This is a genomic window from Streptomyces sp. NPDC000983 (assembly GCF_040299205.1).
GTDB lineage: Bacteria > Actinomycetota > Actinomycetes > Streptomycetales > Streptomycetaceae > Streptomyces.
In genome coordinates this window covers 16,211-30,956 of sequence record NZ_JBEPBM010000046.1, presented here as the reverse complement: position 1 = coordinate 30,956, position 14,746 = coordinate 16,211, and the positions used below count along the sequence as shown (strand labels likewise).

Genomic DNA, 14,746 nt, shown 5'->3' with positions numbered 1-14,746 from the left:
CACCCGCGGACCCGGGCCGGTGTCATGCGCCGCAGGTGGCGGCGAGGATGGTGATGTCGTCGCGGTTCCAGTCGGCGTCGTGGCGGGCGGTGGCCCGGTACAGGGCGTCGACCACCTCCTCGGGGTCGTTCCCGGCGCGGGACACGGTGTCGGAGACGGCCTCCCGGCCGAGCATGGTGCCGTCGCGGTCGCGGGCCTCGGTGAGGCCGTCGGTGGCCAGCACGATCAGGTCGCCGGGGGCGAGCGGGCGCTGTCGTACGTCCCAGACGTCGTCGGGGCTGGTGAGGAACGGGCCGATGACCGGTCCGGTGGGTTCGAGTTCCTCGACGGTGCCGTCGGCGTGGCGGAGCAGCGCGATCTCGTGACCTGCGCTGAGCCAGCTGAGGCGGTGGCGGGCGGGGTCGAGGACGGCGATGACGAGGGTGGTGAAGCGTTCGTCCTCGGGGGCGATGACGGTCCAGGCCGCGGCCGCCGCGGTGCGGGCGTCGGGGGCGAGGTGGAGGGCCGCGGCGACGGCGCTCTTGACCCGGACGGCGAGCAGGCCGGCGTCGGTGCCGTGGCCGGCGACGTCGCCCTGGAGGAGGACGGTGAGGCCGCCGGGCAGGGCCAGGGTGTCGAGGAAGTCTCCGGCGATGACACCCTCGGCGCTCTGGACCCGCCCGTGGGCGCGCACGCCGGGGCCGGGTGCGTGCTGGATGTTCAGGATGCGGCTCAGTCCGTCGGAGGCGGCGGCATCGGTGCGCAGGGCCTCGCGGTCCTTGTCGGCCTGGTGCTGCGACTCCTTCAGTACCTGGAGGGTGCGTTCGGCCTGGCCCAGGACGCCGCCGAGCCACTGGGTGGGGTGGTGGGTGATGCGGGTGGGCGGGGCGGTGCCGAGGCTGATGCTCCCGAGGTGGGCCTCCAGGTCGGTGAGGGGAAGGATGATCCTGCGCCACACCACGAAGGCGAGGCCGCCCAGGAGCATGAGCAGGACGACCACGCAGGCGAACTGGAGGGCGAGCAGGGTGTTCTGGGCGGCGACGGCGTCCTGGCGGTCCTGGGCCTTGTGCTCGTCGAGGGCGGCGGCGAGGGCGTCGGCCGCGGCCAGGAGCCGGTGCAGTTCGGTGTCGGGCCGGGCGATCCAGGCGGGCAGGGCGGCGGTGAGTGCCTCGCTCTCGGCGGCCATGCCGAGGGGACGGGCGTCGGCGTCGATGTCCCGGGCCAGCGCCCTGGCCCGGTTCGCGTAGACGGCGGCCACCGGACCGCCCGTGCCGAGGCCGATGCGGTGGCGGGTCTCGTCGGCGGCGTGGACGGTCGCGAACAGCCTGCCGATGTTGCGGCTGGCGTCGTCGGCATGGCTGCCGGTCATCGCGTTGCCGGTGTAGACGCGGAAGGCCAGCAGAACGTCCACCACGGTCAGCGCGACCGCCACCACCAGGGCCGCCACCAGCGTCGCACCGGCCGAACGAAAGACGAGACGACGAGGACGCGCCCTCACCACAGTGGTCTCCGATCCATCTGCTCCCGGCCGCGCACGGCCGCACCGGTCGGCGTCCGCACCGGACGCCGGGACCCGAGAGCATCATCACCGCCGCGGTGATGCCACGACCGACACGACCCGCCGCCCGCCCGGCGCACCGGGGCCGGTGCTGCCGAGGGGGTCGGCCCGAAGGCCCCTCGGCAGCACCGGACACGGCTCGCCGACCGGGGTCGGACGGTTCACCCCGTGGGAGGCGTCACGGCGAGGGCGGGTTCTGACCGCAGTCCGGCACCCCGTCGAGCCAGGCCGGGCCCTGGATGTAGATGTTGGTGACCCAGGCCCTGTAGTCGGGGAGGTAGGACCAGACGTCGTTGTCGTAGCCCTCCGCGAAGACCCGCTCCGCGTGCTTCTGGCAGTGGACGCGGATGGTGGTGGAGTACGGGAAGGCGTAGACGCGGCGGGCGGCGAGGCTGGGCTCGGCCTTGGTCCAGACGCCGGTGCCCCAGGTCTGATGGACATGGCCGGTGACCTGGCCGGTGTTGACGCGTACGGCACCGAAGTAGCCGCTGCCCAGGCGGACGTCACTGACCATCAGTTTGGTGCCGGACTGCCTGGCCTCGACCATTTTGCCCGCGCCGAGGTAGAGGGCGATGTGGTGCAGGTCCTGCTCGGTGCCCCAGGCGAGGAGGTCGCCCGGGAGGAGCGGGGCGAGTCCCTGGGCCGCGGTGAAGCGGGCGGCCGCGCGGTGCGTGTAGTACTGCTGGCTGGCGATCCCGTTGAGGATGTCCGAGCCGGTGGCCTGCGCGTAGGCGTGACGGACCAGTCCGGAGCAGTCGAAACCGCGCCGCTCGGGGTCGTGTTCGCTGGCCGGGTCGGTGGGGTCGACCTGCCCGTACGTGGCGCCGGGCTGGGCGCCGTGACCGCCGCCCCAGGTGTACCAGGTGCCGGCCGCGACCTCGGCGCACGCGGCGGCGATGGCCCGTTCGGCTGCGGCGGAGGCGCCCGGCGCGAGGGCGCGGCAGTCCGCCGCGGGCGCGGTCGGTGCCGCCCGGGCGGTGGCGGAGAGGGCCGGCGGCGCCCAGCAGGCGAACGCCAGCAGCGCGACGAGCGTGCGGAGGAAGGTGCGTGTGCGTACGGTCCGGTTCACCGTGCCGGGACCCCCGTTTCCGGTCTTGAGTGGATCGAACGCTGTGTGGATCACAGCGGGTGTGGTCGTGTCGCAGCCTGCCGGTGGTGCGCCCCGGGCGTCGAGAACCGGGAGTCGCCCCACCCGAACGGGCAACGGGGAAACCCTTGGGAAACACCCCCCGACCAGGCGATGCGGGGTCAGCCGCCCGCGCAGGCCGGTTCCGCCGACAGGGGGATGCCGGGGAGCAGAAGGTCGCGTTCGGCGGCGCTCATCGCCGCGCTCAGCCGGCAGATCCTCGCCAGCCCGGCACCGGGGTCGAGGTCCCACAGCCGAACGGTGCCGTCGGTGCTGCTGCTGGCCACCGTCCGCCCGTCCGGGGCGAAGTCCACGCCCCACACGGCGTTGGTGTGGCCGGTGAGGGTCGCCCACGTCCGCCGCTCGGCGACGTCCCACACCCGGACCGTTCTGTCGTTGCCGCTGCTGGCGAGCATCCGGCCGTCCGGGGAGAAGGCGAGGCCCCGCGCGGAGCCGGTGTGTCCGGTCAGGGCGCCCTCGAAGCGGCGCGCGCGGACGTCCCACAGGCGTACGGTGCCGTCGTTGCCGCTGCTGGCGAGGGTGCGGCCGTCGGGCGCGAAGGCGACGCCGCGCACCGCGCCCGTGTGGCCGGTCAGTTCGGCGAGCGCCCGGTGCGAGCGGACGTCCCAGAGCCGCACGGTCAGGTCGTCGCCGGCGCTGGCCAGGGTGCGGCCGTCCGGGCTGAACGCGACGGCGTTGGCGTAGTCCTCGTGGCCCTCGAAGGTGGCGACGCCGTGCCGTGCGGCGAGGTCCCAGAGGCGGACCGTCCGGTCGGCGCCGGCCGAGGCGAGGGTCCTGCCGTCGGGGGCGAAGGCCACCGAGAAGACCTCCCCGGTGTGGCCGCTGAGCGTGGCCAGGTGCCGGCGCGCGGCCACGTCCCACAGTCGGATCGTGCCGTCGGAGCCCGCGGAGGCGAGGGTCCTGCCGTCGGGCGCGAAGGCCACCGAGAAGACCGTCTCGGTGTGGCCGCTGAGCCGTTTCAGGAGCCGGTGTTCGCGGGCGTCCCAGAGCCGGACGGTGTGGTCGGTGTCGGCGGTGGCCAGCAGTGATCCGTCCGGGCTGTGGACCGCCTGCCAGACCTCCGTGAACGGACGTGCCGTCAGCACCGGTCCGCCGAGGTCCCACAGGACCACCGACTGGTCGAAGCCGGCCGTGGCGAGGAGGGCGCCGTCGGAGGTGACGGCGACTCCCATGACGTAGTCGGTGTGCCCGGCGAGGACGGCGGTCTGGCGGCCGCCCCGCACGTCCCAGAGCCGGGTCGTGCCGTCGCCGACCGCGCCGATCACCGTCGCGCCGTCGGGGGTGTAGGCGACGGCGTTGATGTCGTCGCTGCTGCCGGTGAACGTCGTGGTCGTCCGCCGTTCGCGCACGTCCCACACCCGTACGGTCCGGTCGGTCCCGCCGGAGACGACCTGCCGTCCGTCCGGGGAGAACGCGACGCCCAGGACGTCGTCGGTGTGCCCCCTGAGCACGGTGAGCGGCCGGGCGCGGTCGGTGTCCCACAGCCGTACGGTCCGGTCGGCGCCGGCGGAGACGAGTCCGCCGCCGTCGGGGGCGTACGCCAGCGCGTGGGGCAGGCCCTTGTGGCCGGTGAGGGAGGCCGTGCGCCGGGGTGTGGAGCGGGTGTCCCAGAGCTGGATCGGGCCGTCGGGGGTCGCGACGGCGAGCGCGTGCCCGCGCGGGTCGAAGGCGATCGCGCGGGCGCCCCGGGTGTCGGCGGTAAGGAGGGCGGTGCGGCGGTGGGCGGCGACGTCCCAGAGGGTGACGGGCCCGTCGGTCGAGGTCGCTGCGAGGGTGCGGCCGTCGGGGGCGAAGGCGACCGCGCGGACGCGGCCGGGGAGGGTGAACGTGGCGAGCGTGCGGCGGTCGCCGTCGGTGGCGCGCAGGGTCACCGTGCCGTCGGAGCTGGCCGTCGCGAGGGTCCGGTCGTCGGGGGCGAAGGCCACCGCGTTGACCGGGCCCCGGTAGCCGTCGAGCCGGGCGGAGAACGGCTGGGACTGGGTGCTGAGCAGGGCGCCGCGTGCCTCGGCGGTGGTGTCGGCGCGGTACGCCTCCCCCGCGAGGAGCATCGACGCCTCGGGCTGGCCCGCGGCCAGGGACGCGGAGCGTACGGCGAGTGCCTGGGAGCGGGCGGCCCGCTCCTGTGCGCGGGCGCTCTCCCGCTGCTGGTAGGCGAGTGCGCCCGCGGTGACCGCGAGGCAGAGCAGGACGGCGAGCGTGGCGAGCAGGTACTGCCGCAGCCTGACCTGGCGTCCGGCCTGTCCGCGACGGGCGTCCTCCTCGGCCTGACTCGCCCTCAGGAAGGCCTCCTCGCCGGGCCCGAGGCGACGCCGGCCGTCCGACTCGTCGGCCCACGACCGTACGGCGTCCAGCCGAGTACCCCGGTACAGGGCCGACGGGTCGCGGTCCTCGCGTTCCCATTCGGCCGCGGCGTGCGCCAGTTGCTGGTGGAGGAGGAGTCCGGCGCGGTCGGCGTGGATCCAGTCCCGCAGCCGGGGCCAGGCGTGCAGCAGCGCCTCGTGGGTGATCTGGACCGTGTCGCTGTCCACGGTGATGAGCCGGGCCCTCACGAAGGCGTCGAGGGCCGCGGCCGTGCCCTCCGCGTCGCCGAGCTGTTCCAGCAGGGCGTCCCGGCTCGTGCGGCGGCGGGTCGCGCCGGCGCCGTCCGCGACGAGGACCAGCCGCGACAGGATGCGGCGGATCGTCTTCTGCTCGGCCGGGTACAGCCGGGCGAACACCGTCTCGGCGGTGCGGGCGATGGCGCCCTGCAGGCCGCCGGCCCGTTCGTACCCGGCGACGGTCAGCAGCGCGGCGTCCGTGCGGCGCTGCCAGGTGGCGAGGAGCGCGTGGGAGAGCAGGGGGAGGGCACCGGAGGGTGTCACGTCGGCGCCGACGAGCCCGGCCCGGGCGGTGTCACGGCCGGCCGGTCCGCCTTCGTCGCGCAGTCCGGCGTCGCGCAGCAGCAGCGGGATCAGGCCCGGTTCGAGGGTGACGCCGGCGAGTTCGGCGGGGCGGGCGATGGCCTCGCGCAGCTCCGTCACGGACATCGGGGCCAGCACGAACAGGCCGTCGGTGAGGACCGGGGTCAGTTCGGGCAGGCCCAGACAGCTGCCGGTGAAGTCGGCGCGGACGCCGAGGACGACGACGGCCGGCGGGTACGTGTCCGGTTCCGGCCCGGCGTCCGCCATGGCCCGGAGCACTCGGACGTACGCCCGCCGTTCCTCGTCGTCGGGGCAGAGGGTGAAGAGTTCCTCGAACTGGTCCACGATCAGGACGGGCCGAGGGGGCGGGGGTTCGCGGTCCCCGGGGGCGGCCGGCTGGAGTTCCGCGGTCTCGTCGTGCGCGACTGACCTGTGTACGGCCTCGCGCAGGGCCGCCGGGTTCTCGCGCAGCTCCCGCGCGGTGAGGCCGAGGTCGCCGCCGAGGGCCTTGGCGGTGCGCTCCAGCAGTTCGTCCAGGGGGCGCGTGGTGGGCGTGAGCGGCACGACGGGCCAGCGGTCGGCGCCCGGCATGGGGAAGTCGCCTCGCCGCAGGGCGGGGACGAGACCGGCGTTGAGCAGGGAGGACTTGCCGCCGCCCGAGGGGGCGACCAGCATGAGCGGGCCGCTGCCGATCTGTTCGAAGAGCCGTTCCACGAGTGCGGCCGTCGCGCGCTCCCGGCCGAAGAACCACTCCGCGTCCTGCGGCGTGAACGCCGACAGTCCGCGATAGGGGCATGTCCCGCCCGGCTGCCGGGGCACCGTGGCGGACTCGGTCCCGGACGCGCCGTCACCGTCACGGGGTGTGGGCGCCTGCTGCACGAGCCGCAGCAACTCGCCCTCCGCGTCCAGGACCTGGTCGCACAGGCGGGCGACGTCGACGGTGGCCCGTTTCGTACCGGTCTCGATCTTGCTGAGGTAGCCCTTGCTGTAGTGGGTCCGGCGCGCCAGGTCGGTGAGCGACAGTCCGCGCTCCCGCCGCAATCGTCTGAGCTGGGCGGGAAAGGTCTGCTGTGCGGGGAGGGACGGCGTGGTCGGCGCGGTCCGCTCCCGGTCGTCGTGTGGGTTCGGATCGTCTCCGAGTCGTGGGTCCCCCAAGGTGTCCCCCAAGGCAGGGCCGGCCGTGCGGCGGCGGATGCCCAGGTTAATGTCCGGTTGGTCGGGTTGGTCACGCTGTTCACCCGGAGTGGCGAAAACACGAACGTCCGGAACCGCGGCGCGGTCCCGGACGTTCGTGCAAGTCTCCAGATCGGCGACGGAGGGGCCCGGGTGGTCGGTTCCGGGCCCGTCCGTGTGCCGGTGGGCGGATCGGGCGGGGATCAGGTCAGGAAGGCACCGCAGGCGCTCCTGGCCACCCAGCGGTGGGAGGTGATGTTGTCGTTCGCCCCGACACCGTTGGTGAAGCGGTTGTCGGTGAGGTTGTCGGCGTACAGCTCGCCCGGGGCGAGACAGGCGTGGCCGCCCCCGTAGTTGTCGTTCTGGTAGAACGCGACGTGGTCGAGGCCGCCGGTGAAGCCGCGGTTCATGACGGACGTGGCCTTGTCGTTGGCTCCGGCACCCCAGTTCGCGCTGTTGCCCGCGGCGACGATCAGCTGGGTGCCCGAGCAGTCCAGGTCCTGCCAGGCGTACATGTTGCCGTTGCGCGGGCCCCACTTGCTGTCGCAGCCGGGGCCGGCGACGGCGGCCTGCGAGGTGGCGGCGGGTACGAGCACGCCCAGGGCGGTCAGCCCGAGAAGCGCTGCCGTGGCGGTGAACTTGCGCATGGTGTTTCCCCTCGTTTTCTTCGGTGATGCGTGGGTCGGTGGTGCGCCGGTGGCGGAGTCGGGGGCCGAGGCCCGGTGTGCCGCCGCCGGTGGTCGGTGTGCGCCCGGCGCGTGACGCGACCGGGGCGCGTGGTGGCCGGGGCGGGTCGCGGGTTTCGGACGGTCAGTCGCGCTCCGCGACGATGTGCACGGCCCGGTCGTAGGCCTGTCGGCCGAGGGTGCGGTAGGTGTCGAGGTCCTTGCCGAACCGGTCGCGCAGGCGGTCCTGGTAGTACGTCTCCCGGGCCGTGGCCACGGCCTTGAGTGAGGTCGCGCGGGCGCAGGTCGCGTCCGCGACGGCGGTGCGCCGCTCGGCTGCGAACGCCTCGTCGGCGCGGCCGGTGCCGAGCCGGCTGGTGTCGACCCGTACGGCGTCGCGGGCCGCCTGCGGATCGTCGTAGGGCTGTCCCGCCTTCTTCATGCAGCGGGCCCAGGCCCGGAGCCGGTCGGTGAGCTGGGGGTCGTTCATCAGGTCGGCGCCGTAGAGGGCGTTGAGACCCGTGGCGGTCTTGCCGCTGCGGAACCATTGGGCGGGGTCGCCGTAGAGCTCGCGTTCGGCCTCCTCCATGCAGCCTCCGCTGCGTTTGCGGATCTCCCCGCCGCCCGGGAGCGGTGCCGTGAGGATGCGGGCGTCGCCTCCGCCGTCGAGGGCGGTGTCGAAGGCGGCCCGCCGGGGCGCGGACATGCGCCGGAGGTAGCCGCCGAGGGGGTTGTCCTCGCGGGCCTGCTGGCTCTTGGCGTCGATCCGTCCGCCGTAGCCGTGGGTACGGGCCCACGCCACGTCGTCCTGGACGTAGCGCACCGGGCGGCTCTCCTGGAGGGTCAGGGTGCGGTCCTCCCAGTAGGTGAAGCCCTGCCGGCGCATGCACTCGGCTGTCAGGTGCTGCTGGGCGTCGCTGGTGCGCAGTTCCTGCTGCCAGGTCAGTGCCGGCGGGCGCGGCGGCCGGTCGGGCCGCTTGCCGTCCCCTCCGCCGTCGGCGCATCCGGTCGTGACGGCCGCCATGAGCACGCACAGGGACAGGAGCGTCCGTGTCACGGTCCCCACCTCCCTCGGCCACCTCGGGCTTGTCGCTGGTCGTCGCTGCCGAATCCAGAGTTGCCCGCCCGCTCCCCGAGGTCGACGGGTTTCCTGTTGCCCTCCTGCACGCAGAGGAGGAAACGGGCCGCGACCTGCCAGAACGCCGTGCCGGAGGCAACCCGTGTGTTGCCTCGCGAGGCATCCGAGCCGCCGTCGGCGTCCAGCCGTGCGTCGTGGGTCAGTGCGCCCGTGCCGTGTCGAGCGCGAGGAGGCTTTCGGCGGTCTCGGTGATGGTGTCCTCGATGTCGCGGGGCTGCCGGCCGAGGAGACGCCGGGCCTTCTCCGAGGTGGCGTCGAGGTTCTTGCCGAGCAGCCTGCGGAGCCGGCACAGGTCGGGGTTGACCACAGCGAGGCCCCGGGACGCCCAGACGGGCATCTCCCGGGGGCCCACGGCGTGACCTGCGCCTACGGCTGCGTAGAGTACCCGCGGCCATCGAACGGAGAAGATGTTGGACGTGGTCGAATTCCCGCTCAGCGCCCGGGTGCGTGCGGCGCGGCGCCTGTTGGTCGTGACGAGCGCGGCGGGCGCCGTACTCGTGGGAACCGCCGTGGGAACCGTGGTCGCCGACGCCGCCGGATGGGTGCCGGTACCGGGAGGGGTTCGGGCGGGCCTGGTGCTGGCGGCGCTGTTCCTGTTGCCCGTCGTGTGGGTGGCGGTGCACGCGGTGTGGGTCCTGCGCGGGCGGGCCGAGCTGTTCGCCGCTGCCGGACGGCACCCGCGACGGCGCCCCACCGACCGGCAGTTGGCCGATCATCTGCGCGACGAGCACCCGCTCTCACCGCTGTGGTGGATGGTCGCCGTCCTCGGCGGACTCGGCGCGCTCTGCCTCGGCTTCGCGCTGCCGTTCGCCCTGGCGGACGGCGCCGTACTCGCCGGCGCCGTCCTCGGAGGCGGGCTCGCCGTGTCCCTGGCCGGTCTCACGCTGGCCGTGCCGGGGATACGCCGCGCCGACCGGCAGGGGCTGGCGGACCGCAGGCGCCGCGGTGAACTGTGGTCCCTGCCCGGCGCAGTCGAGCGCCGCCTCGCGGTTTCCCTCCTGGGCTCCGGCGACGGAGGACATCCCGGCGCGTGAGCCTGAGCGGCGCTCCGCGATCGCCGTCGCCCGCACCGCGGGGCCCGTCGTTCACCGTGCCGAGGAAGCCGGGGCGAACCCCCCACAACGCCCCGTCACCACCCCTACACTCGCCGTCATGACGTGGGTTGAGACGGGGAACCTGGGGATAGGACTCGCGGGTGTCCTCCTCACGGCGGTCGGCGTGTGGTTCACCTATCCCGGGCACCGCACGCGGCGAGCCGGCGCGGGACCGGCGCCCGCGCCCACCGTGCCGCCGGTGCCGCAAGCGCCTTCCGTACCGCCCGAGCCTTCCGGGTCGCGGCGGCCCTACGACGCGCTCGTGGCGTACGCCGACGGCGACGCCGACGCCGCGGAACTCCTGGCCAGGAAGCTGCACGAGGCCGAGTTGCACGTGTTCCTGGCACGCTGGGTCGAACCCGGACTGGTCCCGCTGATGGGGACGGACCACGCGCTGACCGAAGTGCCGTGGGGCGTGCTGCTGTTCGGCTCCGGCACCCTGGCCGACGGGCGTGCCCGTGACGAGTACGCGGCGCTGCTGCACCGCAAGCACGAGGGCGGCCTGCGGTTCGTGCCCGCGCGCACCACCCACGATCCGCTGCCCCCGCTGGCCGCCATCCATCAGGCGCTCGACCTGACCCACCCGGGTACGGACCACTACGAACAGCAGGTCGCCCGGCTCGTACGGCTCATCCGCGCCGCCCGGCCCGCCGCGGGAGCCTAGATGAGCGTCAACCGGCCGTGGCAGCTGCCCCGGTGGACCGAGATACGCGAACTGCACCAGGGGCGCTCCGGACGCACCGTGCTGGCCTGGCCGGCGCAGTCGCGGGAAGGCGGCGGGGCCGGGCGTGCCCCTGCGACGGGGGCGTGTCCGGCCGTGGTGCGCTATGTGCCCGCGCGGCTGCTGGTGCACCGGGCGCGGGCGGCGGCGTTCCAGGCGGACGTCGAGCGGCTCAGGGGGCTGCGGCTGCCGGAGGCGGCCGTGCCGCACACGTTCGTCCGGGCGCCCGCGTTCCGGGCGGCGTACGAGCGGTCGTCGGCGGCCGTCGGAGGGGCCCTGATCGAGGACGCGGTCGAAGGGGCCACCCTGACGAGCCTGTTGGAGAGGCACGGGGCCCTGTCCCGGCTCGCTGCGGGCATGGTGTTCCGCGATGTCCTCACGGCACTGGCCGCCGTACACGCGCGCGGGCTCGCCCACGGCGATCTGCACGCGGGGAAGATCGTGGTCGGCGCGGACGGAAAGGTGACGGTCACCGGGCTGGGCCTCGCGGCGCTCACCGCGGGAGACCCTCGACTGCGCGCCCCCGAACTCTGGCGAGGCTCCGGTGCCGCGTCCCCCGCGGCGGACGTGTACGCCGCGGCCTGTCTGCTGCACCTGTGCCTGACGGGTGAACTGCCCTTTTTCGTAACCCAGTTGTTCAGTCTGATGGCTCAGCACACCACCGCACCGCCACCCGTCGAGGGCCTGCCCGCCCCACTCCGCGGGCCGCTCGCGGCCGGTCTGTCGAAGGAGCCCGAGCTGCGCCCGCGCGCCGAAGCGCTGCTGTCCCGGACGCCGCGCGGCGCGACGGACGGGGGCCGGCCGGAGCTGGCCGCCCTGGCCGCGCCTCTGGTCGAGCCGCTCCCCCGCACCCCGCCGGCCCCCTCGCCGCCATGGTGGTCGATCCGCCCGGCCGGGCACGGAGCCTTCCTTTCGTCGCTCTCCCGCCGTACCAGCTCCTACACCGAAGAACCTAGTTAGTACGACAAACGCAACTATTGCTGTACATGGGCTAGTCAGCCCCTAGCCTGGTGGCCCGCAGGTCGACGGATCGGTCCGCGGAAGCAGACCAGCCCCAGGGGGTCCAGCCCGTTGAACAGCGTGTTCCTCTCCTACACGGCCGACGACGCCGCCTGGGCCGCACGCCTGGCCGGGGAACTCGCCGGGCACGGACTGCGGCCCTTCTGCGCCGAGTGGAGCATCGAGCCGAGCGAGGTGATCGTCCACCGCCTGGACGAGGCCCTGCGCGCCTCCGCCAACGGGATCGCCGTGATCAGCCCCGCCTCCCTGCGCTCGGCCCGCGCGATGGACGAGTACGCGGCGCTGGCCACCGCCTCGGCCGAACGCGGCCTTCGGTTCATTCCGGTGCTGCTCGGGCATGTGGCCGTGCCGCCGTTCGCCGCCAACCGTGTCTGGCGGGACTTCAGCGCGGTGACCGAGGAGCAGTTCGCGCAGAAGGCCGCCGAACTGGCCGCGATCGTCGCGGGACACGCCGCCCGGCCCGGTCCGGCGGCCGCCCGGGACAACATCGCCGCCTCCCACCCCTCCGCCCCGCGCCCGCTCACCCCGCCCGAGCGTCCCTCCCTGGTCGTCTGCTACGCCAAGGCCGACGCCCGCTACGGCCGGGCACTCGCCGACCAGTTACGCCGGGCCGGTCTGCCGGTCTGGTCCATCGCCGACCTGAGCCCCGGCGACACCCACTTCTGGACGATCCGACAGCAGTTGCGCGACGCCCTGGCGGTCGTGGTCGTGATGACCCCGCGGTCGCAGGACTCCGACGACGTCACCCGCATGATCCTCGAAGGCCAGGTGCACGGACGGCCGTTCGTCCCCGTCCTGCTGGACGGAGAGGTCAACTACCACCTCGCCACCGTCTGGCACATCGACGCCCGCCACGGCGGCCTCCTCGACGACACCGAACTCGGTCTGCTGCACCGCCTCCACGACGACGTCACCCGGGACCGGCCGCCCCGACTGCCCGGACCGCCCCCTCTCACCGCGCACCGCGCGATACGGCTGTCCCCCTCCGCCGGCCTGGAACGGCTGCGCGTGCACCTGTCGGAGGGCGAGTGGGAACACGCCGACCTGCTGACCACGCGCCTGGTCATGGAGGCGGCCGGCCGGACGACGGAGGGCTGGCTGAGCAACCGGCAGGCCGCCGGTGTCCCGCGCGAACTCCTGGCGGGCATCGACGCGTTGTGGCACCGCCACTCGGAGGGCCGGCAGGGCTTTCGGCGCCAGCTCGCGCTCGCCCCGGCCGGCGGCCGCCGCGGCCCGGGCTTCCCCGACCTCGGCGCCGCCCTGGGCTGGCGCGAGGCGGCCGAGACGGCGGTGCCCCGGCTCTACCGCGACTTCGCCCGCCGGGCGGGACCCGGCGGACGGTCCGGGTTCTACCCCACGCTGCGTGACCCGGGCCACGAGAACGACCCGGACTGGTACGACCGTTGGAGCTCGACCGTGCTGGCGCTGCACGCGCGGCTACGGGAATGGGGAACCGCATCATGATCTATCTGCTCGTCCTGTGCGTGGTCGCCGCTGCGGCGGCCTGGAAGGCAAGGGTCGTGGTGCCCGCCGACCATGTCGGTGTGATCACACGCAGGTTCGTGGCCCAGCGTCCTGAACGGGCGTACAAGCACGTCAACCCGCACAACGCGCGCGGAGTCCTGGCCCACACCCTGCTTCCCGGCGGCCACTGGCTGATGCCGCTGGTCGACTCGGTGGAGTGCGTGCCCCGGGTGCACGTGCCGCCGGAGATGATCGGCGTGGTGACGGCCCTGGAGGGGCACAACCGGTCCGGGCGGGGCAGGCTGGCGCGGCACGTCGACTGCGACAACTTCCAGGACGGCGCGAGGTTCCTGCTCGGCGACGGCCGGCGCAAGGGCCAGCAGGGAGTCCAGGTCAGGACGCTCAGCGGCGGCCAGTCCTACTACATCAACCCGCGGCTCTTCAGCGTCGAGCTGCGGCCGCGCACCTACGTGCCCGCCGGCACGATCGGACTCGTCCAGGCGCGGGAGGGCGGGGTGCGGCCGCCGGACCGGCGGTTCGGCAGCCATGTGGAGTGCGACAGCTTCCAGGACGGTGAGGCCTTCCTCGCCGCCGGCGGCGAGCAGGGACGCCAACTGGCCATCCTGGGCGGCGGGATGTCCTACGACATCAATCCCGAACTCTTCGACGTGTTCACGGTCGACAACGTGACGACCGCCCGCGACGGACTGACCGAGGCGCATCTGCGGGAGATCTCCATCGAGGAGGACGACACCGGAGTGGTCATCACCCTCGACGGTGCCGATGGCGAGGACGACCCGGACGACGCCGTGGCACCCCGGGTGCCCGGCCACAGCAACTTCCGTCTGCCCTGGGTCTTCCTGGCGAACGGCGGCCGGCGCGGCGTGCAGGAGGAGACGCTGGGCAAGGGCTCGTCGTACGCGCTCAACCCGTGGTTCGTGCGAGTGATGGTGATTCCCACCCGGGTGCTGATCCTGAAGTGGCACAACAAGGGTCAGTCCGAGGCCGACAACTACGACGCGGACCTCGGGCAGATCACCGTCAAGGTCCAGGGCCGCTTCGAACTGGCCGTCGACCTGTGGCAGAACCTCCAGATCCCTCCGCAGGTCGCGCCCCGGCTGGTCAGCCAGTTCGGGGGTACCAGCGCCGCCGGCCTGGGCGGACTCGTCGACGATCCGGCTCCCATGCGGCGGTTCGTGCGGGACGTCCTCGGGGTGGCCGTGACCGGCTACTTCAACGAGATCGCCATGACCAACTCCGTCTTCGAGTTCCTGGAGAGCTACGAGGACGTCCGCAAGAACCTCACCGACCGGGTCAAGCACGCGCTCGGCAAGTGGGGCGTGGAGACGCTGGAGACCAACCTGGGCGACTTCGAGCCCACCGACCCGGCCATGCTCGACGCGCTCAAGGCGGAGCTGTTCGAGGAGTTGAAGGGGAAGCAGCTCGACCAGGCCGTCAAGAACGCCGAGCGCGAGGACGCGATCGACCAGTACCTCGCCCGCGCGGAGAGCCGCCGGGTCGGCATGGAGATCAAGGGCGAGGTCGAGGCGCTCGGCCGGGACAACGTGGCGATGATCCGTATCGTGCGGGAGTTCGCCGGCTTCGACGTCCCGCAGTTCATCGGCGGCGGCGGTGACATCTCGGGCTACCTCTCCACCCTGCCGCTGCCCGCGGTCCAGGACCTCCTCACCCGCCTGCGCCAACTCCGCGTGGACCAACAGCTGATGGGACCGGCCCGCCAGGAACTGCCCCCGGAGGGGCCCGGGCCGCACCGCACCGGGGAGGGCGCCGCGGACGCGGGGAGCGCCGTCGGGGACTAGATGTTCTGTCTCGGGAGGTTGTGGACGGGTGAGCCAGGTCTCGGCTGAGGCGTCTTGAACGGGTGAG

11 protein-coding genes are annotated in these 14,746 nt (G+C 73.7%); 5 read left to right on the top strand and 6 right to left on the bottom strand.

The window, feature by feature from the left end; translation table 11 throughout:
* Positions 1-22 precede the first annotated feature (22 nt).
* From ABT296_RS33330 to ABT296_RS33305, 6 genes are all read right to left on the bottom strand, one after another.
* On the bottom strand, positions 23-1,426 hold the full coding sequence (locus tag ABT296_RS33330) for a PP2C family protein-serine/threonine phosphatase (RefSeq protein WP_351932967.1): 1,404 nt from the start codon (positions 1,424-1,426) through the stop codon (positions 23-25).
* A 289-nt stretch (positions 1,427-1,715) separates the two neighbouring features.
* The gene (locus tag ABT296_RS33325; protein ID WP_351932965.1) at positions 1,716-2,606 is read right to left on the bottom strand and encodes a C40 family peptidase; all 891 of its coding nucleotides are present in this window, start codon (positions 2,604-2,606) and stop codon (positions 1,716-1,718) included.
* Positions 2,607-2,785: 179 nt separating this feature from the next.
* The gene (locus ABT296_RS33320) at positions 2,786-6,739 is read right to left on the bottom strand and encodes an nSTAND1 domain-containing NTPase (RefSeq protein ID WP_351932963.1); all 3,954 of its coding nucleotides are present in this window, start codon (positions 6,737-6,739) and stop codon (positions 2,786-2,788) included.
* A 221-nt stretch (positions 6,740-6,960) separates the two neighbouring features.
* Positions 6,961-7,404 (bottom strand): peptidase inhibitor family I36 protein, encoded by a 444-nt coding sequence (locus ABT296_RS33315; protein ID WP_351932961.1) that lies wholly within the window; start codon positions 7,402-7,404, stop codon positions 6,961-6,963.
* A gap of 163 nt (positions 7,405-7,567) precedes the next feature.
* The gene (locus ABT296_RS33310) at positions 7,568-8,479 is read right to left on the bottom strand and encodes a hypothetical protein (RefSeq protein WP_351932959.1); all 912 of its coding nucleotides are present in this window, start codon (positions 8,477-8,479) and stop codon (positions 7,568-7,570) included.
* A 220-nt stretch (positions 8,480-8,699) separates the two neighbouring features.
* On the bottom strand, positions 8,700-8,897 hold the full coding sequence (locus tag ABT296_RS33305; RefSeq protein ID WP_351932957.1) for a hypothetical protein: 198 nt from the start codon (positions 8,895-8,897) through the stop codon (positions 8,700-8,702).
* A 79-nt stretch (positions 8,898-8,976) separates the two neighbouring features.
* On the opposite strand from ABT296_RS33305, the gene ABT296_RS33300 reads away from it, so the two are divergent.
* The 5 genes from ABT296_RS33300 to ABT296_RS33280 all read left to right on the top strand — a co-directional run bounded on the left by ABT296_RS33300 (position 8,977) and on the right by ABT296_RS33280 (position 14,679).
* Positions 8,977-9,594, top strand: coding sequence for a hypothetical protein (locus tag ABT296_RS33300; RefSeq protein WP_351932955.1), 618 nt, complete (start codon positions 8,977-8,979; stop codon positions 9,592-9,594).
* Positions 9,595-9,712: 118 nt separating this feature from the next.
* Positions 9,713-10,318, top strand: coding sequence for a TIR domain-containing protein (locus ABT296_RS33295; protein WP_351932953.1), 606 nt, complete (start codon positions 9,713-9,715; stop codon positions 10,316-10,318).
* Positions 10,319-11,335: a protein kinase domain-containing protein gene (locus ABT296_RS33290; RefSeq protein WP_351932951.1), complete on the top strand. Its 1,017-nt coding sequence runs from the start codon at positions 10,319-10,321 to the stop codon at positions 11,333-11,335.
* Positions 11,336-11,455: 120 nt separating this feature from the next.
* Positions 11,456-12,859, top strand: a complete 1,404-nt coding sequence (locus ABT296_RS33285; RefSeq protein WP_351932994.1) for a TIR domain-containing protein — start codon at positions 11,456-11,458, stop codon at positions 12,857-12,859.
* Positions 12,856-14,679 carry an SPFH domain-containing protein gene (locus tag ABT296_RS33280; RefSeq protein WP_351932950.1) on the top strand — a complete coding sequence of 608 codons (1,824 nt, stop codon included), beginning with the start codon at positions 12,856-12,858 and terminating at the stop codon, positions 14,677-14,679. Before ABT296_RS33285 ends, ABT296_RS33280 begins: the two co-directional genes overlap by 4 nt.
* Positions 14,680-14,746 lie beyond the last annotated feature (67 nt).